The organism is Rathayibacter sp. AY1A5, assembly GCF_002930875.1.
In the GTDB taxonomy this organism is placed as follows: Bacteria; Actinomycetota; Actinomycetes; order Actinomycetales; family Microbacteriaceae; genus Rathayibacter.
This window is the reverse complement of sequence record NZ_PSTM01000009.1, coordinates 100,991-124,686: the sequence shown is the minus strand read 5'-3', so window position 1 is coordinate 124,686 and position 23,696 is coordinate 100,991. Positions and strand designations below refer to the sequence as shown.

Below are 23,696 nucleotides of genomic sequence, written 5' to 3'. Positions count from 1 at the left end.
AAGGGGAACGTCTGTCGCGGGCCAGCAGGAAGCCCAACGGCTCCTAGGCTGACCCGATGAGTTCCCCGGCACCGACCCGCCCATTCGTGGGTGTAGCGCGCATCGCCGTCGGTGCAGCCGCGGTCGCGGTGATCCTCCACACCTACGCGCTGAGCATCGTGGCCGGCGACCCGAATCCGTTCGACTACTTCGGCTACTTCACGAACCAGACCAGCCTCCTCGCGAGCGCGGTGCTCATCGTCGCCGGATCGGTCGCGCTCGCCCGCCGTCCGACGCCGGTGTGGCTGAGCTACGTCCGCGGCGCGGCGACGGCCTACCTGATCGTCGTCGCCGTGATCTACAACACCCTCGTCCCCGGTACCGGCACGGCCCCGCCCTGGGTCAGCGCCGTCCTGCTCGTCCGCGGAGCGACCGACGGGTGGGTGCCCTACGGCTTCCTGCTCCCCGAGAACGGGACGCTCTCGCTCGTCCTGCACGTCGCCGGGCTGACCTGCGCGGTGCTCCTCGCGGGCGCGCTGGTCTGGGCGCTGAGCCGACGCCGTGCCTCATCTAGTTGATGTCCAGTCCTCTCTCGCCATGGATCACGAGGAGCTCTGACTCCCGACGTCAGGCGCATCACCTCTCGTATGCGTCGCGACTCGGCCCCGGCGCGCTCTGATCACGCGCAACACGAGATTGATCACCAGCAACCCCGCTCCAGCCGGGATGGCACCGGCCGTAAGAATCAACGCTTGGAAAAGGAGCGGCTGGCTCATCGGCACGGGGGTCAACGACATCGGAAAGACGACGTTCTCGAGCAGGACGGGAAACAGGCCGATAGCGATCCCGCATCAGAGGGCACTCACCACAGCTGGAAGCCACGCGACGAGAACAGGACGACGCGAGAGCCTCCGGGGAGCGACGTAACCTCCGACAGCGGCAACGACGATCCAGATGATGACACCTACACCGCCGGCGCCGATCGCGATGGCTCCCTCGGATGGATCCGCGTCCGTGATCCCCAGAGCCACCATGAAGCTGCTGAACACCAGAACCAGGGCGGCGAGCACAGTGACCACGCCGGCGGCGGTCCAGCCGATGAACGCGTTCACAGATCCATCGGATGCTGAAGTCGAGAGACGTGACGCGGTGGAAGCAGTCGGCATCGTGGGACACCTTCGTTGGTTGTTGCGCGGTAGTCGGACCGACAGATTCCCACCACCGCTAGTATGCATCGCACGCTAACATGCAAAGCATGACAGTCGACGTGGGGGCCCAGATCCGGAAGGGCGTGGTGGAGTACTGCGCCCTCGGGCTCCTATCGCGGGAGCCGATGTACGGCTGGCGCCTGTCGGAGGAGCTGGTGTCGCTGGGCATGATCGCCAGCATCGGCACGCTCTACCCGGTGCTCGGGCGGTTGAAGGATCGCGGTTTGATCACCTCCTACGCAGGGGAGAGCGGTTCGGGCCCGGTCCGGAAGTACTACAAGCTCACCCCCTCCGGACAGGCCGAGCTGGGCGAGTTCCGCCGCCAGTGGGAGCCCTTCACCCGTTCCGTCCAAGCGATCGTGGCAGGAGACGACACATGACCCCGACCAGCGCACCCCGCGAGGTCCAGACCTACTTGAAGCGGCTCGATCGGGCGCTAAGGCCCGTCCCTCGTGACGTCGCCTCCGCGATCCGAGACGGGATAGATGAGGAGCTGGCCGGCCTCGAGCCGGCAGAAGCCATCGAGCGCGTGCGGTCCTTCGACGAACCGGAATCCATCGCGGCCGCCGCCCTGGGCGAGAGCCGCACCCACCCCACGCCAGCCGGCCGCGCGAGGGTGATCTGGATCGTCGCCGCCGGAGCCGTCATCGTCCTCGCGGTCGCCCTGGTTTCGACGTGGGCTCTCGCACCTGGCCCCACCCCTGAGGCGACCAGTTCCTCTGTCGTCGCCTACCCGATGCCCGATCTTGGTCCCTCTCCCGCCCCAACACCTCTCGCGCCCGACGAGCAGGAGCAGCTGCGCATCCAGGAGCAGGACCGCCAATGGGAAGGAGTCCTGGCAGGCTTCCCTGACGCGACGAGACCCGCCGACCCGTTCCAGGAATACCGCGACCCGAACGATTCGACAGCACTCCTGGGCTGCCTCACCGCGGCCGGCCTAACGGTCGACCTCGGCTCGAACGCCGCCGGCGGCGGACCCGTCAGCATCATGACGTCCGCCTCGACGGAAGCCGAATCGGTCGCCGCGTTCACCTGCTGGTCGAGCTATCCCACGACCCCCGTGGTGCCCATGACGTCCGAGCAGATCGACTACCTCTACAGCTACCTGACCGAGTACCTCGTGCCCTGCTACGAAGCGAACGGCATCGAGAACCCCGACGCGCCCAGCCGCACCGACTTCATCGACCAGTGGCCGAACCAGGGATGGTTCCCCAGCACGAGCGAAGCGTGGCTGACCGACGACGAGCAAGAAGCGATTGACGAAGCCTGCACTCGACCCATTTGACGGACCGTCTTACAGGCGTCCCGTTTGGGGATCGTTCACCGGTCGCGTATGCAGCTATGGGCAGCGGTAGGTCTTCGCGAAGTCGGTTGCCGTGAACTGCCTTCCCTCGGTCATCGAGTTCAGCGACGGGCAGATGTCGTTGTTGTGTGCCGACACGAAGGGGGTGGCTGCTTGTGGGACGCAGCCGTAGTCCTGGTCGGGCTGGTCGAGGATGCGCAGCTGACCTGTCTCCCCGGCGGCGAGGTGAAGATCGGACCAGGAGCAGGACCAGGTGAGTGAGGCTGCGGTGTCGTTGGTGATGCTGACGTAGTGCGAAGGGCCATGCACTCCGAACAGCAGATCACCCACCCACAGAACCGCGGCCGCCACGACGGCTAGAGCGCCCAGCACGAGCGACAGTCTTAACAACCGTCGTTGGCGGGGTGATGTCTGCCGGTCCGGCGAGAGTCCACTCGGATCCCAACTGTCCAGACGTTCAACCACGGCGTATCCACCCCTCGGCGCGACGAGAAGCGGCCTCGACCGCCGCCGCGCTCGTTCCCTTGAGTTCTCCCACGGGAGAACAGTAGGCGTGACGCGGCTCTCACCACGAGGAGCAACCGACTCGCGACCGAGAGCGTCCCGTAAGGGGATCGCCCAGTGCGACACTTTCCGCCATGCCGGACGATGAGACTCGCTCGACCTAATCCGGTCGGACCTAGGGTGGGCAGATGAGTCGTCGTTCTGTTGCACTCACACTCCTACTGGCTGTCGTGGGCACCATGACCGCATGCGCGCCGGAGCCCGTTGATCGCGCACAGCTCACCCAGTGGCGCTCGGATCGTCAGGCTGACATCGACGCGGGAGGTCCCTTCCTCGCTGTGCTGTCGTCCGATTCGAGCGCGGGACGGGAGGGGGATCGGCTGGTATCTGCCTTCGACCAACCGGTGCTGCCCGGCGCCATTACCTTCGAATGCTTCGGGGATGGCACAGTCGAACTGCAGCTCGACTCCGACTCCAAGACCGGCACGGTCACGACAGGCAAGACCACTGTCCGGACCGTGGACTGCGGCGATGGCCCGCTCGACATCGATCCGGCCTCCCTCGGCACCGACCCCATCAATCTCGTCGGCGCGGCTACAACTGACGCCGATCGCGACACGGCTTGGTTCCTGACCGTACGTGGGGCGCAGAGCACGCCCTGACGGTTCACTGCTCATGTCGGCTCCCGCGGGGCAAGCTGGTTCGTCCCGTAAGGGGATGGGTTACCGCTCAACGCAGCTTCGGCGCGCGGACCTGCTCGCCGGGCGCGCTCAAATCGGATACCCGAAGTAGCGTTCGATCCAGCTCGAGTTGCTCATCACGCGCGGTCCGTCGTATCGGGCCCAGAGCGTTTCTTCGGCAGTGACTGTGAAGTTCACGGTGTCGAGGGCTGCCAGTATCGATGACAAGTCCTCTGGTTCGACCAGCGCATCGAACTCCTCGCGTGTATACGCTTCCTGGGCTTCGAGGGCAATGAAGCAAAGGTCTCCGTGTCGGCTGATGCAGATGACGAGGTTCGCCGAAGTGCGGTTTGCTGCACCGTCGACCGTGACGTGCGTGAAGGTCGCGGAGTCCTGCCATTCCCAGGGACGATCCGCCGTTACAGCCCTGGGAAAGCTCTCATCGAGCAGTGCGACGAGGGCGTCCACCTTTGCTGCCAGTCGCTGACCGTCGAAGTCAACCGGCTCATCGCCGGGCCCAGGGGTGTCCAGCTCGCGTAACCGCCGCTCAAGCGCGATTCCCTCTAACCACATGCCCCAAGTCTCTCCCCAGCTGTAGTTCGGCGCTTACCAGAGCAGTGCCGAAGAGAGCGCATGGGCGTTCCGTCGGGGGATGGCTTAGAGAGATGCTGAGAGCATCATCTGCTGTTGGAGCAGGTGGCTTGGGTTCACCTCGCCCAGCGACGCAGCTGGCGCAGCGTCTTGCGGTCCGTGTGAACGAGGCCGACGGTCGGGTGGAACCGGAATTGAGGTGGGGCCTCGACCAGTTGCAGAGCAGCGCGTGCAGACTCTCGTACGGCGTCGACGTCGCGCTTGATCGTGGCCGCGCTGATGCGCGCTAGATGCCACCGGAAGATCTCGGACGAGAGTTGGAAGCCGACTTCAGCCGGCCACGAGTCGAGGTGGGCGATGGCCTCCTCGACGTCTCCTGGCCCCTTTCGGGTGAGGAGCACCTCGGCGGCAGCGATGCGTATCGACCCCGATGTGCCGTTCAAGGTCGGATTCTCCTGGATCACCGTCCGGTACTGGTGCAGGGCCTCCTCCACGTCGCCGGTCTGCACAGCAATGTTTCCGAGCAACTCGCGACTATGCGCGCGTTCAACGGCGAGATCCGGCTCGGGGTAGTCCACTGCGCGGATGAGCAGGGATCGAGCGGCGTCGATCAGGCCCGCGTCACGAAGAGCTATGGCCTTGAGCTTGAGGTACTGCTGACGGTTGTGCGGTCGTGCTCGGCTGAGACGACGCTCGAACTCGTCACGGTCAGCGGCATCCCACCCAGGATCGCGGTACCAATCATCTGCCACCTTCGAGATGATCCTCCGCACGACGCTGCGCGAGCAAGGCGAGATGCTCCGAGCGCGGCGTCCCGTATGGGGATGGTCGACCGGGCGGCCGGTAGGGGTCGTTCGCACGTGCTCGTCCGCGCGGTCGACGTGAGGAACAGGGTGGTTAGTACCGGCGGATGGACACGTTCTCGCCGAGGCTCGTCCAGTCGAGGCCAGTGGGGTCGTCTGGACCGGCGCCATCGGTGTGAATCTGGACGGCCCATGCTCCGTTCAGCGACAGCTCATCCCCGCAGCCGCTTCCGTCTTCGTTGTCGCCGTCTCCGTCCACGATGACGCACCGGCCTCCGGTCGTGGTCTGCGACCCGATCCAGACGTCCAGTCCGTCGGCTGAGCCGACGTAACGGATCGAGGCGGGGTCGTAGCCGTCTCCTACGGTGCCGACGTCGGGAAGAGTGTCCCGCTCGTCCTGCGCCCGCTCGAAATCGGTGTACGCCTCGGTGTCGGGGCCGGAACACCCGGCCATGAGCGTCATCGTGAGCGCCGCCACTGCCGCTCCGGCCACCCGCCTCAGGCGCGTCGTCGATTCCACCGCATCCCCCTGTGCCTCGTCAGCACACCGTATCGCGCTGCGAAGGAGACGAGCGCTGGCGCTGTGATGATGGGTCTTCTTCGGCGTCCTGTGCCTCTACTGTGTAGCAATGAGGCCCCGTCCGATCCACACAGCAGCTGGTCTTGTTCTTGTGGCGGCTCTCGCCGGCTGCACACCGGTACCCGGTGAAGATCCTCGAATCACGCAGTGGCGCGAAGAGCGCCAGGCGGACGTGGCAACGGATCGCGACGTCGTAGCGGTCCTCTCGCTGAACGTCGAGGCCGACGATGACGGCGGCCGCGTCGAAGTCACCCTCGAGAGGCCGGCGCTGCCGACCGCGATCACCTTCGATTGCCTCGGCGAAGGAGTGATCGACCTCGAAATCGGATCGCTTTCCACGGCTGGGGGACCGGCGACGAGGACGACGACCACCCTCGACGCGATCGACTGCGCCGATGGCCCACACGAGATCGATCCCGCGTCGCTTGGCGAGAAGCCGATATCGAGTGTCGACGCCATCGCATCGAACGCGGACAATGACACCGCCTGGTTCCTCACAGTGCGCGGAGACCGCGACCCCTCCTGACATCGGCGGGACTTCTCGACGCGCTCGGTCGGTGTTGTCCTCAAGCGCGTCTCGGCCCTGCTGTCCCGTACGGGGATCGTCCAGCGGGTCCATCCGAGGAGCTGTAGATGTCAGCGGGCGTGAGCGTCCGCGGCCGCAGCGGTATTGAAGAGGCGGCGTGCACTCAGGGTGAAGGCTCCGACGTATAGGAGGAGGGCGAGCGCGATGGCTTCCATCAGGTTCGCCGGGCCGCTTCCGGCTTCGCCCGAGAGGAGGGCCGCGATCCCGGCGCCCAGCTGGAGAAGCCCACCTGTGGCGTACCCGATCAACGGCACCACCATTAGGCAGAGGGCGACGACCGCCGCGACCAGACCGACGAGCGGTGCGATCGCGCGTTGCGAGACTCGACGTCCGCGCTTCAGGAGCCGAGCGGCAGCGAACGCAGCAAGCCCGATGAGCACACCTTCGATCAGGGCGGACGGAATGAGGTAGACCGCGAAGAACGCGACTATTCCCGCGGTATTTTGCCCAGTCCCGACCTGCGCGAGCTGCTGGGTAGTCAGCACATACAGCTCGACCAGGTGGAGAGCGGTGAGAATTACCGTTGCGACGATGGCGACTGCGACGAAGGGGAATGGCGCCCAATGGCGCAGTGCTGACACTCGGCCAGTCTGGCTCAACCCTGCACCCCTGATGGCATGACACGGATGCACGATTCTGTCGGGGAGAGAGTCGGCGTACCGGCCGTCCCGTAAGGGGATCGTTGACCGGCAGAGGGGCGCTGCGCTATGTCGTCGCTCGTTCTTCCTTCGACTCGGTGATGAGCTCCTGCTTGCGTTCGGCTCTGAGCGCGACGACGGTTCCCGCGAGAGCGAGTGCGGCGGCTGCGGTGAAGAGGGCGGTGGCGTCCCACCTGTGGTGACGGATGGTGATGCCTGGTGAGGTCTCGCTGGCTGCGTAGGTGCAGGACAGGCCGAGCGGGTAGAGGATCTTCTCGCCCGATACGCGGCTGGAGTAGAGGTCGATCCCGTCGGGGTAGTCGCTGTGCTGGCACTGCACGGCGGCGGGTTCCCAGCCGGTCTGGATCCAGCCGATCGTGTGGGTGAGGAGGGCGACTGGGGTGCCGATCACCATCGCGAGGATGCCGAGGGTCTTCGCGGTCCGCAGTTCCATCCCGTCAGAGTAGGGCGGACGCTACCCACCACGCACGTCCCGGCGGGGGATGGCTGAGCGAGTCGCCGGGGTCGGGCGCATCAGTCGGCAGAGACGGGTCCTGCCCGACCGGACCGGACGACGAGGAGCGCTGCTCCAGCAGCGAAAGTGAGCGCACTGCCCAGGAAACCTGCAGTGGCGGGCATGTTCGGGTGCCGGACTGTCTGCGGGCCGACCTCGTCTCCGTCGACGTCGTAGGTGCAGTCCACCCCGAGGGGCAAGATCGTCACCGATCCGGTGATACGGGTCGTTTCGTGGAACGGTCCGCCTGTTCGCGGGTACGGGCCGCTCTCGCACTGAACGGCTGGAGGCTCACGTCCATCGATGATCCACCCGGCACCGAGCGAGACCAGACCTCCGGCGAGGGCCATCAGCATGAGGGCACCGCCGGCTGCGCTCCGAAGTGCTGACCTCATGGGCTCAGCCTACGAAACAAGCCACGCCTCCCCGTGTTGTGCGGCTAGGTACCCGTACGGGGGATGGTTGACCGGTCACGAGATGCGACGGTCGCGGTCGACGTCTTCCGTAGCGGTGTGCTTGCAGCGCCCAGCTGTGTTCGGCGGCTGAGGTGGGGATGTGTGCGCGCCTTTCGCGGCTGGTTCAGAGCGGAGGAAGCTCGACGTTCTTGCGTGCGGCCAGACGGGTGAGGGCGGCTTCTACGTCTTGCCGAGCTAGCTGTTCTGCTTCCGGTCCGGTGGGAATCGTTGCGACAGAACGCCTGACGATCATCGTCAGTGTCTTGTTCACGAGTCGGATGATCGGCGTCTCGCGCGGTGGCTCGTAGTTGACGTACCCACTCACGTGGTCCACGCCGACGAGGCGCCACCACGGTTTCCACTCGGGTGAGCAGAGCCGGTCAGCAAGCTGGTCGACCTCGGCGAGATATTCCGCGGGAACATCGTTCACCGGGCCTCCTCCTCCCCACCCGACGTAGACGTCGTCAGCGGGCTGCTCGATGAAACGGAAGCCCGCCCCGACGGCGGGACCGGTCGACTCGATCGGCAGCGGCGTCTTGAATCCTCCGCTGGGTGGACCGCACCGGTGGCGACGTCGAGGGTGAACCGTCCTCGGTCGCCGAGCAGGATGCCGGGAATCGATACGCCTTCAACGGAGGAGCTCGACGTCCACCGCAGGTCTCATGCAGCGCGATCGAACGACCAGAAGGTGGAGTCGCCGACTATCGTCTCGGACAGCACCGGCGGCCGACCTCCGTCCAGGTGCTCGACTTCGACACGTAGACGGAAGTAGCCGTCGTCCTTGAGTACGCCGATCAGCCGCATGCGATGCGATCGAGCCGGGTTCTGCTTACAGGGCCCGCGACGCGGTTCCTCGTAGTCGATTCCTTTCAGAGCGTCAGTCGCTCGACTCACCGCGGCCGGATCGCCGCCATGGTTGCTCACCAGCCTTCGCAGCGTCTCCGTCCACATCGTCAGCACCAGTTCGTCCCGCGCCCGCACATCGAGGTTGTGGAATCCCGCCGGTACCGCGAAGTGGACCGAGTTCTCACCGTCGATCACGATGCGAGAGATCTCGACCTCGAGATCGGTACTCGCGGATGCTCCTCCTGGGAGAAGTCGGATGCTCGCCCGCGGCATCTCTATGCGCTGCTCCGCCAGGCGTTCTCCGAGCGGTTCGGAGATCTTCCTCGACCCTCGAAGAATGGCGTCCATCTCGAGCAGGGGCCAGCCCGATTCGTCCGGGGGGCGCGGTGGAGACCATCGGACATCCGGGTGACCCGTGTGCGGCCAGAGATGCACTTCCCTCAAAATCGGCGCCATGCGCCGATCATCCCACCGGGACCGCCGTCGTCAGAACGCCCTCGCTCGCCTGGGGCGCTGCCCGCCATAGCGGTGCGAAGATCCCTGCCCCGTATGGAATCGCTGAGCGGGCCACTTCACTGCTGCCGACTCCCGGTCTTCGAACGGGCTGTCCAGTGGTGGGGGAGATCCTCGGACGGAGGAGGGTCCGCGACAACGGTTAGTCCCTGGAGGTAGCGGTCGCCGGTTCGGACGAGTGTGATGGTTCGAGGTCTGTAGCCCTTTGGTGCAGGGTCCCACACGGCTTTCGAGTTGACCTCCCAGAGGTAGAACCAGTTCCGGGTGAGCTCGTTCGGCACGCCCACCCAGAGCACGTTCCGCGGCTTCCTGCGTTCGATGGAGAGCAGGACGCCCGGCTCGAGGAAGGTCGCCAACATGCCTGAGGTGCTGTCCAGATCGATCGCCGGCATCCCTGACGGCGGCCGCGGCGGCCACTCGGGCCGTGTTCGAGAGAAGCGGTGCTCCCACGTGTCGTACCGGCCCAAGCTGAGAGCAGCACTTCCCGGATCTTCTTCTGCTTCGACACCGGTCTAGTGTCGGAACCCGAGCCCCTTGTGCGCGTCCCGTAACGGGATGGTTCATCGGGTGCGCTGGTAGTCACTTGACGCGGTTGGCGAGGCCGAGCTGCCCGCAGACGTCGGAGGTACCGGGAATGACAGCTGCAATGCCGTCGGGCATGACGCAGACGGTCAGTTCGGAAGGAATCTGTCCTGGTCGAAGGTCGAATGGTGAGCCATTCGCCGTGCCGACGTCAAGTGCGCCCTGCCTCCACAGGTCGGAGCAGAACGCGATCGCGTCCGGGATCGGCACCTGATCGCCGCTTCCGGGTATTCCGTCTGGTGTTGCGAGGGCTCCTGTGGTGCCGGGGAACTCGGACCCATTGCGTTCTGCTCGCGCGAAGCAAGCGACCGTCATGGTGTCGGACACCGGCGCTTGGGCGAAGAAGAGTCCGCCCGAGACCGCGGCGAGGATGACGGCCGCGGGAACCGCGGCGATCGCGATCCGGTGACGTCGGTGGCGCCCGCTGCCTGGGTCATTCTCTGCGGCCTGCGCGATCACCGTTCGGAGGGCGAGGGTACGGTCGTGCTCTGGTGCTGTCATGTCAGTACTCCGCGGGTCGGAAGGTGTGGGGAAGTGTCCGCCTGCGTGTGAACTCATCGCGTAGGCGACCTCGGGCGCGGGACAGTCGGGACTTCACCGTCCCGACCGGAATGCGCAGCACGGCGGCTGCTTCCTCGAGGGTGAGCTGCTCAATGACGCAGAGCGCGAGGATCTGCTGATCCGCCGGCCGCAGCATCGTCAGTGCAGCTCTGATGGTGCGGCTGCGTTCGGCGGATGCCGCTGCGGCTGCCACCGTCACTGCTGGATCGGGCGCGTTGACAGGAGGTGGAAGAGTGCGCAGCATCCGCTCGTATCGGCGTCGACCGCGACCGATGTTCCGGGTGACGTTCAGGGCGACGACGAGCAGCCACGCGGCGAGCGAGTCGTTGACGAAGCGGACGTCGGCGCGCTTACGCCACGCCTCAAGGAACACGACGGCCGCGGCATCCTCCGCGTCGACGGACTCCCCGAGCAGTTGACGGCAGTAGGCCCGAACGCGCAGGTGATACCGGTCGAAGATCAGCGCGAATGCCCGCGGATCAGCCCCCGTCGCGCGCCGCCAGACCTCGCGATCCGTCTCCCATCCCACACCCATGCCTAGAAGTGTCCGCTTGATCGAGTTGGTTCCAAATCAAACTCAAGTGATACAACTCGACGTGAAACCGGCAGGGCGTTGAGGAGACGTCAGCCAGTCCCGTTTGGGGATCCTCGAGCGGAGAGTTGCAAAGCGGATCTCGTCTGAGACGATCGGCTCGGATCGGACACCACTAGGCATGAGCACGCCACCGGAAGCAGCAGCACCCGCGCGAGACGCTGCGGCGCGCACTGATGACGCCGCCCTGATGGACGGCGCGAGGCGAGGCGACCGGGCTGCGTTCGGCCGGCTCTACGACCGGCACGCGGCGACGACCTACCGCTACGCCCTCAGCATCGTTCGCACGCCCAGCGACGCCGAAGACGTCGTGCAAGACGTATTCCTCACCACGTGGACGCGGATCAACGACGTCGCGATCGTGGACGCATCCGCCCTTCCGTGGCTGCTCACCACCGCCCGGTTCACCGCGCTGAACCTCGTCCGAACCAAGACCCGTGCACGGAACCGCACCGAGGACGCGGACCTGTCCCTGCACCCGGATCGACGTGGCACCCCTGACGAAGAAGTTGCGAGGCGCCAGCTCGCCGCGGCGATCGAGGAAGCCGTCTCCGAGCTCTCCGACACCGATCAAGCGCTGTACTACCTGTGTATCGAGCAGGGCAGCAGCTACGCCGACGCCGCGAAAGCACTCGGCTCCACCCACGGCGTTATCCGCAACCGGCTCAGCCGGCTGCGGACCGCGCTCCGCACCACCCTGCGCCCCTTTGAAAGGGAGAACTGATGACCCACGACCTCGGCCCGACCACGGGACAGCTCACCAGGATGCGCGCCACCATCCTCACCGACATCGCTGCCCGCCACCGCTCCACCAAGCGCCGCCGCCTCGTCGGGCTCGGCCTCGCGGCCGTCGTCGCGATCGGCACCAGCGCCGCCGCGATCACCGTAACGCAGGCTAGCAACGACGAAGCCAACACGAGTTTCGACTGCTACTCCGTCGCCGACGTCCGCGCGGACCACACCACGAGCATCCTCGTGGACGACGACCGCAACGCATTCGAGCTGCTTCCACTGTCCGAGCGGGTCGCCGCCGCCCTCGAACGATGCGAAGCGAGCTGGAGCGCCGTCCCCGACGAGCCCTACCCGGGAAGCGGACCCATCAACGTACCTAACCCGACGGTCTGCGTCCTCGCGGACACCAGGCTCGGCGTCTTCCCGAACAGAGCGGGCCAGCCCACTGGCCCCTTCTGCGAAGGACTCGGCCTGGCAGCGCCGGCACTCGCGGCATCTGCCGACTGAGCCATCCCACGGAAGGCGTTACGTCCCGTAAGAGGATCGACTGGCGGGCTATTCCTCGATCGGTTCAGCGCCCTCGAGCGGAGTCAGCGTCGCCCAGAATCCGTTCCCGGAACTGAGGTACAGGCGGAGGGGCTGGTCGGTGTCCATCGGGTCTCCGTCCGGGTAGAGGTCGGTGCCGCTGCACGCATCAGGCATCGACACGACGCGGATTGTCTCTCCTGCAATGAACGGTCCCTTCTCTGTCTCATCCACGGTGACCATGTATGCGGATGCTGCGACGCTGAAGACGCTCTGAGTTCCCGAGGCGCGAGGGGAGGCGGTCGTGATGACCGCTTCGGCGACCTCGTAGCGGGCTTCCGCGGATCCAAAATACGCCCAGCCCGGGCATCCCGACGTCTGCACCGCCGGCGCGCAGCCGGCGGCGGTGAGCAGCGCCGCTCCGGTTGTGAGTGCGGCAGCAACTCGAATGCGGTGACGCGAACCCGAGGTCATGCCGGTGACGCTACCCGCTCAGCTCCGTCCCATATGGGGATCGGCTAACGAGACCGCGTGCCGTACAAGGCGCGCTTCACTCCCCGCCGTTCACTCACCGAATGAGCGAACAAGCTGTGCCCGTCGACGTTCTGCGCGTGCACGGTGCGTCACCGCTGGCGCGATGATGTCGTGCTCGTCGTGGAGGGCGATCCGCGCGTGGTGTCGGTTAATCTCGTCGCTGTCCTCTGCGATGAGTTCGATTGCTCGTCTGGGTCGGTCGGCGCGGAATAGTACTGCCCAGCGCACCTCGACCGACCGGTCGCGCGCCAGCCGGAGCAACTGCTCGTCATTGGGGTACTGGAGTCCGCCCTCTGCGGCTCCGGCGCGGACGGCGCGATCGCGGTCGGTGATGAGACGCTCCATCTGTGTCAGGGAGATGCGGGGGTTGCGCGCGCACATGCCGCGGACAACCGGTGACGGGTCGGTGAGAAGCGACTCGAAGATCTCCAAGTCGTCGGTGGTCTGAGCCGTCCGGCCACGAGTCTCCCCGAAGGGATCCGCCGCGAGTGTTCTCTGTACCGCAAGGGCGAGCGACCTTTGGTCGTCGTCCGCGTACAGGTGGGCAAGGATCGCACGGACCCACTTGTCCGTTGATTTCGCCGCGATCTCGTGGAGTTGCGGGCGTTCACGAAGGCTGCTGGCGGCGGCGAGGCGCACGGCGTCGACGTCATCAGCGAGGAGACGCCCGATCGTCAGGTCATCCGCAGCGGCGTTCTCGGCAACAGCGATGCGCACCTGTTTCGACTCGTGCCCGGCGAGTGCCCGCAGGAGCACAGCGTCCACCGACGACTCTGCCCGAAACTTTGCCGAACGAATTGAGGGCATGACCACGATCATGTCAGCAGGCGTCGCGGTCGATGCGGGGGAACCAGTCCCGTACCAAGGCGGTAGGAGTTTCAGTCTCGATAGCCGATCGTGCACCGGACGGATTCGTTAGGGGTTCTCGCTCGCCGGCCCTTCTGTGTCAGCGAGGAAGGCGGCGGCGAGTCGAGCGACCTTCTGGCGGTATCGCTCGCCGGCTCCGATGCCTCGCGCGTCGAGCTCGTCATCGACCTCGACAAGCGGCTGCGCAGCTGCCGGTCCGTCGTGACCGATCCGGTCGTGCACCCAGGATGAGAAGGAGCGGAGATCCCAGTCGCCGGTGAGGAAACGACGGCATGCGACGCGCAGCGCGAGAAGCGGGATCTCCTCACCGTCCCGATCCAATGGCCGCGCGCCCGCTTCGATGAGTGCCGCCGAGCTGAGGTCGAAGACGTCGGCGGGAGTGGCGCTGGAGTAGAGGGACGCGAGAGCGACAAGGGACTCGCTGTCACTCCCTGCTGCGACGAGATTCGCTGCCAGAGCGATCACGTCTCGGGGCTGGACCAGCCCGAAGAAGAGAGCGGCTGTCGTTTCGCGCAGGGTCGGGATCGAAGGGTCATCACGGTCTTCTGCATCGTCTCGCATCCGACCTCCTCCGACCAGTCGCTCGCTGCCGCCCCGCGCTGCTGTCGCGGCGGCGGCGTCAGCGCGACTCGACACGTCGATCGGAACCGGTCGGTGACAGGTCGGCCCGTGGCTGAACCCGTGCTCGAGCTCGTAGACGCATTCCGAGCAGACGTGACCGCCGGCCGGTCCGGCATCCGCGACGTGCTCCACCCACGGGTGAGAGCACGCGCAACAGGCCTCAGCGAGCAGGGAGCGGAACCGAGCGCGGCGCGAACGGCGCGCGTCAGCTCGCGGGCGCCAACGCGAGAGGCCGAACATCCCGTGAGCGTAGCGAGCGCATCGCCACGCCGTCGCGCGCTCCGCCGTGCTTCCATCGCTTCTGGCGTCCCGTAAGGGGGTCGCTGAGCAGGAACTTCTCGAGTCCCGCGGTGCCGATGATCGGTGCCGTGTGGCGGTACCGTCGTTGCCCCTTTCGTAGAGGACCTCTGTGATCACCGTCAGCAGGTCAGGGTGAACCTGACGAGCTGGAGACCAACGCTCGTCGCAGTGATGGCAGCGAACGCGATGAGCGACGCCGCCGGACGAGACGGCACTCTGCGTCTCTTGGACAGCATGAGGATGCTGGATGCGCCGAGCGCCCAGGCAGGTGTGCTGAGTGCGGCGATGAGGAGCAGGACGGGTCCGCCTGTCGGAGGCGGTCCAGGGTCATCCATCTCCGCGAAGCCCATCAGCCCGGCGATGAGGATCGCTAGTCCCGAGAACGTCACGATTCCGAGGATCGCTGTGAGGAGGAGGGCGTAGGGGAGCGCGGTCGATGTGAGCGCACGCGCGGTCTTCGCCGCCGCATAGACGGATCCTCCGATAACGAGCAGGGCGCCGAGGTACCAGGCTGCTGCGCTCAGCGGGATCTCGCGCGGCCGGCAGTCCGTCATGGCTGGTGAGGCGAGGGTCAGCAAGCTCGCGCCGGCCTGAACGAGAAGCGCGGCGACAACGGTGAGAACAATCGCCGTCGCACCGGCGATCCGCCTCGCGCGCAACCGTGCATCGTTCTGCTGGTCGGTCATGGGCTCGAGGGTAGCTACCCCAGTCGGATAAAGAGGTCTAGTGGAGGCGGCCGCCCTCCATGGGACCGTCAACCATGCGTCCGGTAGGGGATGCTCCACCGCGACAGATCCACTGTCTTGACGCAGGCACGAACGTGCTCACTCATCGCCTCATCACCATTGACGGTCCCGTGAGGGATCCCTGGCCGGCTGATGAGGTCGTGCTGTGGCCGGATTTAGCTGGTGAGTTGGCGGACTTGTTCGATGGAGAGCTGGCGGTCGGCGTAGAGGACGATTCGAGCGGTCGGGTCTGGGCTGTGCGCATCCGGACCTTCCCACCTCCGCTGGAGGCCGAGTCGCTCAATCGTGCGGCGGGAGCGTGCGTTGCGTTCTGCGACGACCGCGGTGACGGGCAGCTCCGGTCGGAGTAAGTGGGCGAGTTCGATGCCGGTGAGGGCGACTTCCTGCGCGTAGCCCTTTCCCCAGTGGTCGGGGTCGAGGGTGAACGCCACGTTCCAGGCCGCGTCGGAGAGGAGGGTGCATCCGCCCATTCCGATCAGATCATGGTTGTCGGTGGGGGAGTCGCGCCGGCGGATCACCCAGCTGCTGAGTCCGTCTTGTGTCCACTGGGTCCTCCGGTACGCGATGACGGCCCGGGTCTGATCGGCGGAGAGATGGAGGAGGAGCGGATCTTCTTCCGCGATCCGCGGATCGGTGTAGAGGCGGGACAGCTCGTGGAGGTCGGTTTCGGCGGGCCGGCACAGTCGGAGTCGGTCGGTGAGCACGTCGAGGTCCCCTGGGGCGCAGGCCTGTCCGTCGCTCACGATCATGGGACGAGGATTCCACGTTCCGACCACTCGACCAGCGTTATGTGCGCGTGCGATCCGTCGCGGGAGGCCGCCCGTACGGGGACGGGCTAGCGGTCAGTCCTGCGCAGTGAACTCGATCTCGGGTGCTGCCCCGTCCGCCAGGAGGAAGTAGCCGATGAACACGACGTCTTCGCTCGTGGTGTCGAACTTGGAGACGATGACCCCGGCAGGCTCGTAGAAGACGTCGCCGGCGCGAAGGGTGGTTTGTGCCTCCTCACCGATCTGGAATGTGACCGACCCCCTTTCGATGGCTCCGAAGACAGGGCCGTTGTGAACGTGAGCACCGCCCTTCGTGCCAGCTGCGATTGAGATTCGGCGCACCTCGACGTGGGACACGTCCATGCCGCCTGCAAGCGACTGGTGGAGAAGAGTTGATCGAGTGATGGGCGATTCAGTCATGGTCACAGCCTGGTCGGACGGATCGCTCAGACGTGGGTCGTCGGACTCAGGAAATACGGCTCGCAAAGTGCGGTTCTCGCCAACGGCCGCGTGGTCCGACACCCCCGCCGCTGCCGGAACTTGTCTCGATAGCCGATGGGCTAGCGCGTCAGACCCAGCGTTTCTCTGCAGACCTAAGTGCTCGTTCCGAGGGCTGCGGGGACAGCAGGTCACCGAGCTCGCGCTTCGCCGTCTGGTACCGACTGCGCGCCGTTGACGGCGGGACGGAGACGATCTGAGCTGCCTCGCTGAGAGAGAAGCCGTCCCAGTGCACCAGTCGCACGAGCTCTGCGAGCTCTGGAGCGAGCTTGTCCAGAGCTGCCCGTACGTCGAGGGCGATGTCGGAGGGTTCTGCGATCACGACGGTGGGGTCGATGGTGCCGCGGAGCTTCTCGGCGAGGAGGTCTTGGCGCCGGCGGGTCCTGCTGGTGTTCAGGACGACGTTCCGCGCGACCCCGAACAGCCAGAGGCGGGCGTCCTCGTCTGGCAGGGGCATGGATGACGATCGGCGCCACGCGATCGTCATTGTCTCGGAGAGCGCGTCGGGAGCGTCGTCGGCGCCGACTCGGCGTTCGAGGTAGTTCAGAAGGTCACGGGCTGTGGCGTCGAGGATCGTGACCACGCGATCGGCTCGGGTGTCGCGGCGGCTCACTGGGTGCGGTCTGCCTGGGTGAGGTCTGCGCAGTCGTCCTGGCTTCCGAAGGAGAGATCCGATCCGGTGACGGGATCGACCACTCCTCGATCTTCGAGCTCGTCCCAGACGACGTTGATGATCGCGCCCTCCACGGCTTGGCGGTACAGCTCATCTTCGGAGTACAACTCGGTCGCGGGCACCACGGTGTCGCCGTCGTCGCCGCGGACGGTCACGTCCCGGGCGACGATCCGAGCAAGCTCGCCGTCGACGTCCGCGAGGGCGAGCACGTCGGTGGTGCGAAGCACGTCCTGCATCTCCTTGATGTCCTCCGGGTCGCCTTCCTTGGCGACGCTTCGGAGCTCGCATTCTCTTCCGCTGGGCAGGGTGAAGTGGACAACGGAATCCGGATTCGCCACCCACGGCTCCCACCCCGAGAGCGTCGCTGCCGCTGCTGCACCCGTGCCGCCCAGCGTGAGAGCGACGACGGTCCCGATCACGAGCGCACGAGGCGTCGCCTGTCGCCTGCCGCGTCGCGCGTTCCACTCCGCTCCGCGAATCATCTCTCGAAGAGAGGAGTCGGAGACGGCTTCCGCCAGTGGGGTCGGCGGCGCCGATTCGTCCAGGAGCGCGTTCATCGCCCGATCGCTGCCCGCGTCGTGAGGTTCGGTGGTCATGATCTGCTCCTGTGCGCTCGAGTGGCCTTCACTCTGTACATGTCCGGCAGGACCCCGAATTGACGACGCGACGATGGAATCAGTCGAGAGTCTGTCCCGTAAGGGGATGGCCATCTGACGGAGCTAGACCTCGGCTTGGAGTTCCGACTTCAGCTGTTGTCGAAGTCGCGCGTATCGGGTCCGGATCGTGGAGGGGTTTTTCTCGAGGATGCGTGCGGCTTCTTCGAGGGTGAAGCCTTCCCAGTGGACCAAGCCGATGATGTCGCGATCAACGGCGGGCAACCTCTCGATGAGGTGGTGGAGGTGCGCGCTGATGTCGTCCAGCTGGTCGTGGGCCGGGTTGTGAACGACAATCTGGTCTCGGAGGCGGTCAACGAGGCTGGTTCGGCGGCGATTCGAGCGGTGGTGAGTAGCGAGGACTCGGCGTGCGACCCCGTAGATCCAGAGCGTCCCTTCGTTGCCGGCGGGTACGTCTTTCGCGCGGCGCCAGACGGTGAGCATGGTCTCGCTGAGGAGGTCGGGGGCGTCATCCAGGGGAGCTCGGCGGGAGAAGTAGCGCAGTAGCGGTTCCGCCTGGGCGAGAAGCAGGAGCTCCACCCGTCTGGCGCGCTCGTCGTCGCCTCGCCGCGTCGAGGAGGCTTTCGATGACAGCTGGTCGTCCAGGGTCACCGCAGTTCTCCTTCGCAGTCGGATTCGGCTCCGCTCAGCATGTCCTCGGGCACCAGTTCGTCGGGGACTTCGGCCCAGATCACCGTGGTCAGAGCCGCCCCGAACGAGAACTTGTCGAGGTTGGCCTGCGTGAGGCCGGCGGCCTCTTCGCTGTTCCGTGGGATGTAGGGATGTGCGAGGGCTTCTTCGTAGACGCGCTGGCCGATCCCTGACCAGTCGTGCTCAGCGATGAAGTCCTTTACCGCTGCCGGGTCGCTCGTGCCGCCGATGCCGGCCTCGACCGCGTAGTGACAGCTGACCTGTCGACCCGAGTCGGTCGTGTAGTTGATCGGGACGATCGCGTCCGCATCGAATCCCACGGTGAAGACGACGGCCCCGGCTGTCGTCGCGGCGAGGACACCGATCACGGGGAGGATTAGAAGCGGGCGACGCCACCACGGACGCCGTGGTGTCGCGCTCTCCGCGGTGGCAGACACCAGGTCCTCAATAACAGTGCGAGACGCGAGCCCACCTATCGGACTACGTCCCGAGCGGGCCAGGAACTCATCGAATCCGTCGTCGTCCATCGTTTCCTCCTCGAGCAGACCTTGCTCTTCACTATGGACATGGCCGGTCGGGCGCGGAACGTCTCAGGAACGCCGTCCAAGTTCTAAATGGTTGGCTTCCGCCGCGCGGCCGACGTCCCGTATGGGGATGGTTGGCCGGGCGCCTAGACGTCTGCGGGCAGCGGTATCGTCCCGCGAAGCCTGTGGCGGTGAAGCTCGCACCGTCGATCATTACTCCGACGTTCGGGCCGGAGGACATCAGCGCGGGATGTTCCTACTGCGCTCGGAACTGGCGCTGGTCGCTGCAGTAGCAGTGATGGCCGCGAGCGGCTGTCCTGCGGAACGCTGCCGCCCGCGCCCGCGCGCGGCGCATCCCGCGCGCCGGGCTGGTGCGGGGAACGGCCCTCCCGCAGACGCCAACTTGCAGCTCGCTGCCACGAACACTGTCCCACTGATGATCTTCGAAGGGCATGCGTGTCCCGCTGCCAAGCCCGGGTGTCGGCAACACCCAGGGTTGTATTGCCGAGCTATGCGGAGTAGACCTAGACGTGCACGACGACCGCTCACAAGGGGTGAGCGCGGGGACTTGGATGAAGGTCGTAATAGTCATGCACACCTCACGAAATCGGTCCGCTGGCAAAATCGCCACGGTGTTCGTTGCGCTCGTCCTGGGTACGGTTGTCGCACCTGCCGCTGCGTTGCGGAAATTCCCGGTTCGGACTGAATCACATCATCGCTCGCGGCCACTTTGACGCGGACACCAACTTCGATATTCAGCAGACACTCAGCTATGGCCTCTACGCACCCGGGAGCTCAGGCTCTAAGACGCTCTACGACGCGAACTGCACACCCGTCTACTTCGTTCTCTTCGGATATAACGCCTACAACGGCTCCGATGCCCTCGCTAACCCCATCGGCATCGTCAACGCCTACAAAATCGACAGCACCATAAACACCCGATCTACCAGCAGCACCACCGCCGCACCCATCATCCAACCGCCCTACGGGACCGGATGCCCCGTCTACACCCCGATCGAGAACGATTGACCGACACCCGCGACCTCGCCGACGTCGTGGGGTGGATGCGCCGCCACTACTCCACCCCGTACGACGTCATCGCGGCTACCGCAACCCACAGCTCAAACGGATGGAGCGTTGACACAACCATTCGAGCTACACCCACCTCCACTGACGAGGCAGTGAATCTCGACCAGTGGGACCCTGCCGCAATCGATTCCCTGACCACCGGAGGCGACCTTGCAGTCGAAGCCTTCGCGCTAATCTTGCACGCCAACCTCATCGAATGGTGGGATACGGAACGACCGAAAACGTCGACGCGATACTGAACCACTAAACAATGTGACGAATCAAGCATAAGATCCGAGCAGACACCCCCTGCGAGGCGACGGACGGAAAGCAGCTGATTGCTCCGTTGAGCGGCTCTTCACCGGCACGCCGACAGCATCACGGGCCGCCGACCGACTCGACCCTTCCCTCGGCAGCTCCCAGAACCGCGCCACCCCGGGCACGCTGCTTCAACTTCGATCCCATCGCCAACACTCCGACTCACGGTGGTATTGCAACGACCGGCTGAACCCAAGTCCCCCTAACGGACACCTCCGGAGTAGATGAGGACAGCCGCTCCGGCGTCGAGGAGCCTCTCCGGCCCCTGTTCGATGCGCGAGGATTTGGACATGCGTACCGATAGGGAATCGCTCTCCGCGTCGAGCGGGAGCCTCGCGCCCGCAGCGCGAGGCTCCTCTGACCCGGCCCGGCTCGAACGGGCTGCCACCCTCACCGTGCTGCGGGCAGGACACCCCCTTACTGGATTAGGGGTGCCTTGGGCGGGCGCATTCGACGGTAGTGCGGCGCGAGCCTCGGAGGGCTAGTGCGTCGATGCGTCCGGCGTCCGATGAGGGGTGGTCGACCGGCCATCGGCAGTCTGTCGTCACAGTTGGCGTCGTGCGTGCTTCGAGCGTGCGGCCCAGTCGTACGGCAGGTCCTGGGGAGGTCGATCGCCGACGACGGCCGAGAGTGCTCTGAGGTAGTGGTCACCGGTCCGGACGAGGGCGATGGTTCGGGGTCGGTAGCCGAGCGGCCGTTCATGCCAGATCGCTTTCGCGTCCACTTCCCAGAGGGAGAGCCAGTTGCGCGTGAGTGCGTAGGGGACGCCCACCCACATCGCGCTGTACTTCTTGCGGCGTTCGATGCTGACCAGGTTCTTCGGGTCGAGGAAGGTGGCCAGCAGCCCCGAGGTTGTGTCCAGATCGATCGCGGGGCGATCGGCTGGCGGGCGAGGGGGCCACTCCGGTCGGGTGCGCGAGAATCGTGCTTCCCAGGATCGACTCGGTCGCGCCCGCTCGATCTCCGCGAGACGGACGGCGGCGTACCCGTCGAAGAAGCCGCCGGTCATCGTCTCCGCGAGGAGCGCCCACTTCCGACCCACACCGACGACAAACCCGTCGATCGACCATCGGTTCCCGAACGCGAAACGGACCGTGACGTGCGTCTGGTCGCGCTGCGCGGTGGTCAGCAGTGCTTGGATCTCCTTCGTAGAGGACACCAGCACAGTCTGCCGACTGAGATGAGCCGTCGCTTAGCCGGCTGCGCTCGGCCGCGCCATCCCGGATGGGGATCGCTCACCGGAACGCTGGGCTCGAGTCGCGATGGCGCCTTTTGGGCCGGCGGCGATGTCATCCTTCCTGCGTTGTCGGGAGGATGATCGTCAGGGTGACCCCAACGAAGCGCCGTCTGCGGATCTCGAACGTGCAGTTCGTGTTCGCGATCGCCTGCTGTCTCGTCATGCTCGTGCTTGCACTTCTGAACGGCAACTTTCAGTGGGCCCTGCTCGTCCTGGCGGGTGCAGCCATCGGCATCGTCTACAACTTCTGGAGCACCGAGTCGGCGCCCCGAGCCGTGACCGACTCGCGCTCTCGCGAGTACTCGATCAACGTTCCCGCTCGTCGCCTCGAACGCGACCGGCCGCATGCAGCCCTGGTCACGAAGGGACCCTACAGCGGTGAGTACGCGATCATCTCTCGTGACGACGACTGCTGGTCCGTCATCGTCGCGCCGCGAAAGCTGATCGCCCGACGTCCGAGCGCCGGCTTCTATGACCTCTCCGATACTGCCCTCGACGACCTGCTCCACGAACTAGGTGCAGCCGTCATCCGGTCGGGCTTCCACGCCGACCGAGTGCTCGATGGGTTCGGACTCTGACCCTCTGCAGCACGAGGACCCCGTAGTTCTCGTACCAGCGTTCTGTTCGACCGGAACACCGTCCCGCATGGGGATCGTTCACCGGGTCTGCTGCAAGGGAGAGCGGTCAGATCGATCCGAGTCAAGGGGACGCGCCGTCAGCTGGCGGGGGAGACGTCCGGTGCGACGGTTTCCGGGAAATCTGCTGGTGTGTGCGCCGTCTCGTGGGTGAGGGTGTCGACTGACCAGGTGCCCGCGTGCAGCCGTAGCGTCGCCTCCTGGGGGAAGGAATAGGCGTACTCCGGAGCCGCTTCGCCGGTCTCGTACGGACTCCGCTGAAGGGTGGTGCTCTCGGTGAACGTCACCGTGGCCGAGTCGCCCGTGATCTGCACCGAGTTCAGCGCCACCTGGGTCTCGAACGCGGTGAAGGATTCCCCGAGCTCGAGGTAGTGGTCCCGCTGAGCGCGCAGTCGGGCGTCGTCCTCCATGACCGCAGCAAGTCGTTTCGGCGTCGAGGTCGACTCCGGGACGCCGAGGCCGGTGAGCTGCGGCGATCCCTCGACCAGGCTCTGAGCGTTCCGGTGCTCGAGGTCTGCGATTACTGCCGTCGAGATCGCCTCGTTTTGCGACGACGAGGACGCGAGGCCGACGACCACCGCTGCACCGACTCCCGCAACGCACACAGCGCTCAGGGCTATGACAAGCACTCTGGCAGGACGCACGGCTCTCTCCTCACGGGAAGCCGATGACCGGCTGCCGCGAGCATATCGACCACGACGGGACTCTCGCCGCCAAGAAACCTTCCGATCGGCAGCGTCCTGGCCCCCGTGTGTAGCAGCGGGAGGACCGGCATTCCGGCCGTCCCGAAAGAAGATGGTTCACCGGCACGCAGGGTTCTAGTTTTCCTTGACTCTGCGACCCGCGCCGCGCCCGTCTCCGCCGGCAATCCAGTCGTTGACCGCTCGAGCTACGTGAGTGTTGTGACTTGCGGCCCATGAGGGATCGTTGGATGCGGATGTGAAGGCGATCATCGGTGTGTGCCGGATGCGGCCGTGACGGTCGCGCCAGTGCAGGACCATCAAGCCGGCTTCTTGGCGCACTCGGATGGTCTGGTCGCGAGGGACGCGTCGGGACCACCAGACCCCGTGGACGGTGAGGTCGTTCTCTCGCAGGCTGACACCGCTGAAAACAACCCACCGCGCAGCGAGCGATATGACGACCGCGAAGATGACGATGAAGACCAGCTGCTCGTCCAGCGCGAGGCCGGGCTTCCATACTGTCGCTGCCGGCACGCAGATCAGAGCTGCGGGCAGGAGTATGCCGAAACGGAGCTGGATATTCGGGCGAAACCGCACGAGCGCTGATTTTAGGGGGCGCCCGCCCGTTCGTCGTTCCGTATAGGGATCGTTCAGTGGCCGGTGAGCGGGCGGGTACTGCTCTCGGCCGCGCTGTGCGTCGCGGCCCAGAGCAGGGCGGCGCCGGCGGCCCCC

The 23,696-nt window shown here is 65.9% G+C and carries 34 protein-coding genes; 9 read left to right on the top strand and 25 right to left on the bottom strand.

The window, feature by feature from the left end:
- Positions 1-56: 56 nt before the first annotated feature.
- Positions 57-557, top strand: a complete 501-nt coding sequence (locus tag C5B98_RS08580; RefSeq protein WP_104223364.1) for a hypothetical protein — start codon at positions 57-59, stop codon at positions 555-557.
- Between the two features lie 273 nt (positions 558-830).
- Here the strand turns inward: C5B98_RS08580 and C5B98_RS08575 are convergent, their stop codons facing one another.
- A complete protein-coding gene (locus C5B98_RS08575) occupies positions 831-1,091 on the bottom strand; it encodes a hypothetical protein (protein ID WP_104223363.1) in 261 nt (86 codons plus the stop codon).
- A gap of 143 nt (positions 1,092-1,234) precedes the next feature.
- On the opposite strand from C5B98_RS08575, the gene C5B98_RS08570 reads away from it, so the two are divergent.
- Complete coding sequence (locus C5B98_RS08570) at positions 1,235-1,567, top strand: PadR family transcriptional regulator (RefSeq protein ID WP_104223417.1); 333 nt, start codon at positions 1,235-1,237, stop codon at positions 1,565-1,567.
- Entirely contained in the window at positions 1,564-2,472 is a 909-nt protein-coding gene (locus tag C5B98_RS08565) for a hypothetical protein (protein ID WP_104223362.1), read from the top strand. Before C5B98_RS08570 ends, C5B98_RS08565 begins: the two co-directional genes overlap by 4 nt.
- A gap of 54 nt (positions 2,473-2,526) precedes the next feature.
- Here the strand turns inward: C5B98_RS08565 and C5B98_RS08560 are convergent, their stop codons facing one another.
- Positions 2,527-2,955: a hypothetical protein gene (locus C5B98_RS08560; RefSeq protein WP_146076933.1), complete on the bottom strand. Its 429-nt coding sequence runs from the start codon at positions 2,953-2,955 to the stop codon at positions 2,527-2,529.
- A gap of 269 nt (positions 2,956-3,224) precedes the next feature.
- On the opposite strand from C5B98_RS08560, the gene C5B98_RS08555 reads away from it, so the two are divergent.
- A complete protein-coding gene (locus C5B98_RS08555; protein WP_146076932.1) occupies positions 3,225-3,656 on the top strand; it encodes a hypothetical protein in 432 nt (143 codons plus the stop codon).
- Positions 3,657-3,764: 108 nt separating this feature from the next.
- Here C5B98_RS08555 and C5B98_RS08550 read toward each other — a convergent pair whose 3' ends face one another.
- From C5B98_RS08550 to C5B98_RS08540, 3 genes are all read right to left on the bottom strand, one after another.
- A complete protein-coding gene (locus C5B98_RS08550) occupies positions 3,765-4,247 on the bottom strand; it encodes a hypothetical protein (RefSeq protein ID WP_104223359.1) in 483 nt (160 codons plus the stop codon).
- 134 nt (positions 4,248-4,381) lie between these two features.
- Positions 4,382-5,017 (bottom strand): tetratricopeptide repeat protein, encoded by a 636-nt coding sequence (locus C5B98_RS08545; RefSeq protein ID WP_146076931.1) that lies wholly within the window; start codon positions 5,015-5,017, stop codon positions 4,382-4,384.
- Between the two features lie 145 nt (positions 5,018-5,162).
- Positions 5,163-5,546 (bottom strand): hypothetical protein, encoded by a 384-nt coding sequence (locus C5B98_RS08540; RefSeq protein WP_104223357.1) that lies wholly within the window; start codon positions 5,544-5,546, stop codon positions 5,163-5,165.
- Between the two features lie 151 nt (positions 5,547-5,697).
- Here C5B98_RS08540 and C5B98_RS08535 point away from each other — a divergent pair, with 151 nt between their 5' ends.
- Positions 5,698-6,174, top strand: coding sequence for a hypothetical protein (locus C5B98_RS08535; protein ID WP_146076930.1), 477 nt, complete (start codon positions 5,698-5,700; stop codon positions 6,172-6,174).
- A 110-nt stretch (positions 6,175-6,284) separates the two neighbouring features.
- Here C5B98_RS08535 and C5B98_RS08530 read toward each other — a convergent pair whose 3' ends face one another.
- The 7 genes from C5B98_RS08530 to C5B98_RS08510 form a co-directional block, all read right to left on the bottom strand.
- Entirely contained in the window at positions 6,285-6,815 is a 531-nt protein-coding gene (locus tag C5B98_RS08530; RefSeq protein ID WP_104223355.1) for a hypothetical protein, read from the bottom strand.
- 124 nt (positions 6,816-6,939) lie between these two features.
- The gene (locus C5B98_RS08525) at positions 6,940-7,326 is read right to left on the bottom strand and encodes a hypothetical protein (RefSeq protein WP_104223354.1); all 387 of its coding nucleotides are present in this window, start codon (positions 7,324-7,326) and stop codon (positions 6,940-6,942) included.
- Positions 7,327-7,965: 639 nt separating this feature from the next.
- Complete coding sequence (locus tag C5B98_RS16650; RefSeq protein ID WP_146076929.1) at positions 7,966-8,271, bottom strand: hypothetical protein; 306 nt, start codon at positions 8,269-8,271, stop codon at positions 7,966-7,968.
- A gap of 230 nt (positions 8,272-8,501) precedes the next feature.
- Positions 8,502-9,143 (bottom strand): hypothetical protein, encoded by a 642-nt coding sequence (locus tag C5B98_RS08520; RefSeq protein WP_146076928.1) that lies wholly within the window; start codon positions 9,141-9,143, stop codon positions 8,502-8,504.
- 116 nt (positions 9,144-9,259) lie between these two features.
- Positions 9,260-9,559 carry a hypothetical protein gene (locus tag C5B98_RS08515; RefSeq protein ID WP_146076927.1) on the bottom strand — a complete coding sequence of 100 codons (300 nt, stop codon included), beginning with the start codon at positions 9,557-9,559 and terminating at the stop codon, positions 9,260-9,262.
- Between the two features lie 220 nt (positions 9,560-9,779).
- Positions 9,780-10,241: a hypothetical protein gene (locus C5B98_RS16645; protein ID WP_146076926.1), complete on the bottom strand. Its 462-nt coding sequence runs from the start codon at positions 10,239-10,241 to the stop codon at positions 9,780-9,782.
- 43 nt (positions 10,242-10,284) lie between these two features.
- Entirely contained in the window at positions 10,285-10,878 is a 594-nt protein-coding gene (locus C5B98_RS08510; RefSeq protein ID WP_104223351.1) for an RNA polymerase sigma factor, read from the bottom strand.
- Between the two features lie 178 nt (positions 10,879-11,056).
- Between C5B98_RS08510 and C5B98_RS08505 the strand changes: the two genes are divergently transcribed.
- Positions 11,057-11,659 carry an RNA polymerase sigma factor gene (locus C5B98_RS08505; RefSeq protein ID WP_104223350.1) on the top strand — a complete coding sequence of 201 codons (603 nt, stop codon included), beginning with the start codon at positions 11,057-11,059 and terminating at the stop codon, positions 11,657-11,659.
- Positions 11,659-12,174, top strand: coding sequence for a hypothetical protein (locus tag C5B98_RS08500; RefSeq protein WP_104223349.1), 516 nt, complete (start codon positions 11,659-11,661; stop codon positions 12,172-12,174). The genes C5B98_RS08505 and C5B98_RS08500 overlap by 1 nt, the downstream gene beginning before the upstream one ends.
- 48 nt (positions 12,175-12,222) lie before the next feature.
- Here the strand turns inward: C5B98_RS08500 and C5B98_RS16640 are convergent, their stop codons facing one another.
- From C5B98_RS16640 to C5B98_RS16930, 10 genes are all read right to left on the bottom strand, one after another.
- Positions 12,223-12,666, bottom strand: a complete 444-nt coding sequence (locus C5B98_RS16640) for a hypothetical protein (protein ID WP_146076925.1) — start codon at positions 12,664-12,666, stop codon at positions 12,223-12,225.
- 90 nt (positions 12,667-12,756) lie between these two features.
- Positions 12,757-13,545, bottom strand: coding sequence for a hypothetical protein (locus C5B98_RS08495; RefSeq protein ID WP_104308778.1), 789 nt, complete (start codon positions 13,543-13,545; stop codon positions 12,757-12,759).
- A gap of 96 nt (positions 13,546-13,641) precedes the next feature.
- Positions 13,642-14,154, bottom strand: a complete 513-nt coding sequence (locus C5B98_RS08490; RefSeq protein WP_104223346.1) for a hypothetical protein — start codon at positions 14,152-14,154, stop codon at positions 13,642-13,644.
- Between the two features lie 479 nt (positions 14,155-14,633).
- A complete protein-coding gene (locus tag C5B98_RS08485; protein ID WP_104223345.1) occupies positions 14,634-15,200 on the bottom strand; it encodes a hypothetical protein in 567 nt (188 codons plus the stop codon).
- Positions 15,201-15,415: 215 nt separating this feature from the next.
- Positions 15,416-16,009 carry a GNAT family N-acetyltransferase gene (locus C5B98_RS08480; RefSeq protein ID WP_104327629.1) on the bottom strand — a complete coding sequence of 198 codons (594 nt, stop codon included), beginning with the start codon at positions 16,007-16,009 and terminating at the stop codon, positions 15,416-15,418.
- 93 nt (positions 16,010-16,102) lie between these two features.
- Entirely contained in the window at positions 16,103-16,447 is a 345-nt protein-coding gene (locus C5B98_RS08475) for a cupin domain-containing protein (protein WP_146076923.1), read from the bottom strand.
- Positions 16,448-16,595: 148 nt separating this feature from the next.
- On the bottom strand, positions 16,596-17,108 hold the full coding sequence (locus C5B98_RS08470) for an RNA polymerase sigma factor (RefSeq protein ID WP_146076922.1): 513 nt from the start codon (positions 17,106-17,108) through the stop codon (positions 16,596-16,598).
- A gap of 26 nt (positions 17,109-17,134) precedes the next feature.
- Positions 17,135-17,755, bottom strand: a complete 621-nt coding sequence (locus tag C5B98_RS08465) for a hypothetical protein (protein ID WP_146076921.1) — start codon at positions 17,753-17,755, stop codon at positions 17,135-17,137.
- Positions 17,756-17,917: 162 nt separating this feature from the next.
- A complete protein-coding gene (locus tag C5B98_RS08460; protein ID WP_181065503.1) occupies positions 17,918-18,463 on the bottom strand; it encodes an RNA polymerase sigma factor in 546 nt (181 codons plus the stop codon).
- Positions 18,460-18,870 carry a hypothetical protein gene (locus C5B98_RS16930; protein WP_181065502.1) on the bottom strand — a complete coding sequence of 137 codons (411 nt, stop codon included), beginning with the start codon at positions 18,868-18,870 and terminating at the stop codon, positions 18,460-18,462. The genes C5B98_RS08460 and C5B98_RS16930 overlap by 4 nt, the downstream gene beginning before the upstream one ends.
- A gap of 816 nt (positions 18,871-19,686) precedes the next feature.
- On the opposite strand from C5B98_RS16930, the gene C5B98_RS16635 reads away from it, so the two are divergent.
- Positions 19,687-20,055 (top strand): hypothetical protein, encoded by a 369-nt coding sequence (locus tag C5B98_RS16635; RefSeq protein WP_146076920.1) that lies wholly within the window; start codon positions 19,687-19,689, stop codon positions 20,053-20,055.
- A gap of 901 nt (positions 20,056-20,956) precedes the next feature.
- Here C5B98_RS16635 and C5B98_RS08455 read toward each other — a convergent pair.
- Entirely contained in the window at positions 20,957-21,577 is a 621-nt protein-coding gene (locus C5B98_RS08455; RefSeq protein ID WP_104226395.1) for a hypothetical protein, read from the bottom strand.
- Positions 21,578-21,774: 197 nt separating this feature from the next.
- On the opposite strand from C5B98_RS08455, the gene C5B98_RS08450 reads away from it, so the two are divergent.
- Positions 21,775-22,227, top strand: coding sequence for a hypothetical protein (locus tag C5B98_RS08450; RefSeq protein WP_146076919.1), 453 nt, complete (start codon positions 21,775-21,777; stop codon positions 22,225-22,227).
- Positions 22,228-22,364: 137 nt separating this feature from the next.
- On the opposite strand, the gene C5B98_RS08445 is transcribed toward C5B98_RS08450, so the two are convergent.
- Positions 22,365-22,862 carry a hypothetical protein gene (locus tag C5B98_RS08445; RefSeq protein ID WP_104327628.1) on the bottom strand — a complete coding sequence of 166 codons (498 nt, stop codon included), beginning with the start codon at positions 22,860-22,862 and terminating at the stop codon, positions 22,365-22,367.
- A 240-nt stretch (positions 22,863-23,102) separates the two neighbouring features.
- Positions 23,103-23,561 carry a hypothetical protein gene (locus tag C5B98_RS16630; RefSeq protein WP_104351280.1) on the bottom strand — a complete coding sequence of 153 codons (459 nt, stop codon included), beginning with the start codon at positions 23,559-23,561 and terminating at the stop codon, positions 23,103-23,105.
- Positions 23,562-23,696 lie beyond the last annotated feature (135 nt).

What these genes read in the sequence shown, in the direction of transcription:
- C5B98_RS08580 (WP_104223364.1), top strand. Translation starts at nt 57, where the DNA reads ATGAGTTCCCCGGCACCGACCCGCCCATTCGTGGGTGTAGCGCGCATC.
- C5B98_RS08570 (WP_104223417.1), top strand. Translation starts at nt 1,235, where the DNA reads ATGACAGTCGACGTGGGGGCCCAGATCCGGAAGGGCGTGGTGGAGTAC.
- C5B98_RS08565 (WP_104223362.1), top strand. Translation starts at nt 1,564, where the DNA reads ATGACCCCGACCAGCGCACCCCGCGAGGTCCAGACCTACTTGAAGCGG.
- C5B98_RS08550 (WP_104223359.1), bottom strand. Translation starts at nt 4,247, where the DNA reads ATGTGGTTAGAGGGAATCGCGCTTGAGCGGCGGTTACGCGAGCTGGAC.
- C5B98_RS08535 (WP_146076930.1), top strand. Translation starts at nt 5,698, where the DNA reads ATGAGGCCCCGTCCGATCCACACAGCAGCTGGTCTTGTTCTTGTGGCG.
- C5B98_RS08525 (WP_104223354.1), bottom strand. Translation starts at nt 7,326, where the DNA reads ATGGAACTGCGGACCGCGAAGACCCTCGGCATCCTCGCGATGGTGATC.
- C5B98_RS08520 (WP_146076928.1), bottom strand. Translation starts at nt 9,143, where the DNA reads ATGGCGCCGATTTTGAGGGAAGTGCATCTCTGGCCGCACACGGGTCAC.
- C5B98_RS08515 (WP_146076927.1), bottom strand. Translation starts at nt 9,559, where the DNA reads ATGTTGGCGACCTTCCTCGAGCCGGGCGTCCTGCTCTCCATCGAACGC.
- C5B98_RS08510 (WP_104223351.1), bottom strand. Translation starts at nt 10,878, where the DNA reads ATGGGTGTGGGATGGGAGACGGATCGCGAGGTCTGGCGGCGCGCGACG.
- C5B98_RS08505 (WP_104223350.1), top strand. Translation starts at nt 11,057, where the DNA reads ATGAGCACGCCACCGGAAGCAGCAGCACCCGCGCGAGACGCTGCGGCG.
- C5B98_RS08500 (WP_104223349.1), top strand. Translation starts at nt 11,659, where the DNA reads ATGACCCACGACCTCGGCCCGACCACGGGACAGCTCACCAGGATGCGC.
- C5B98_RS16640 (WP_146076925.1), bottom strand. Translation starts at nt 12,666, where the DNA reads ATGACCTCGGGTTCGCGTCACCGCATTCGAGTTGCTGCCGCACTCACA.
- C5B98_RS08495 (WP_104308778.1), bottom strand. Translation starts at nt 13,545, where the DNA reads ATGATCGTGGTCATGCCCTCAATTCGTTCGGCAAAGTTTCGGGCAGAG.
- C5B98_RS08490 (WP_104223346.1), bottom strand. Translation starts at nt 14,154, where the DNA reads ATGCGAGACGATGCAGAAGACCGTGATGACCCTTCGATCCCGACCCTG.
- C5B98_RS08485 (WP_104223345.1), bottom strand. Translation starts at nt 15,200, where the DNA reads ATGACCGACCAGCAGAACGATGCACGGTTGCGCGCGAGGCGGATCGCC.
- C5B98_RS08480 (WP_104327629.1), bottom strand. Translation starts at nt 16,009, where the DNA reads ATGATCGTGAGCGACGGACAGGCCTGCGCCCCAGGGGACCTCGACGTG.
- C5B98_RS08475 (WP_146076923.1), bottom strand. Translation starts at nt 16,447, where the DNA reads ATGACTGAATCGCCCATCACTCGATCAACTCTTCTCCACCAGTCGCTT.
- C5B98_RS08465 (WP_146076921.1), bottom strand. Translation starts at nt 17,755, where the DNA reads ATGAACGCGCTCCTGGACGAATCGGCGCCGCCGACCCCACTGGCGGAA.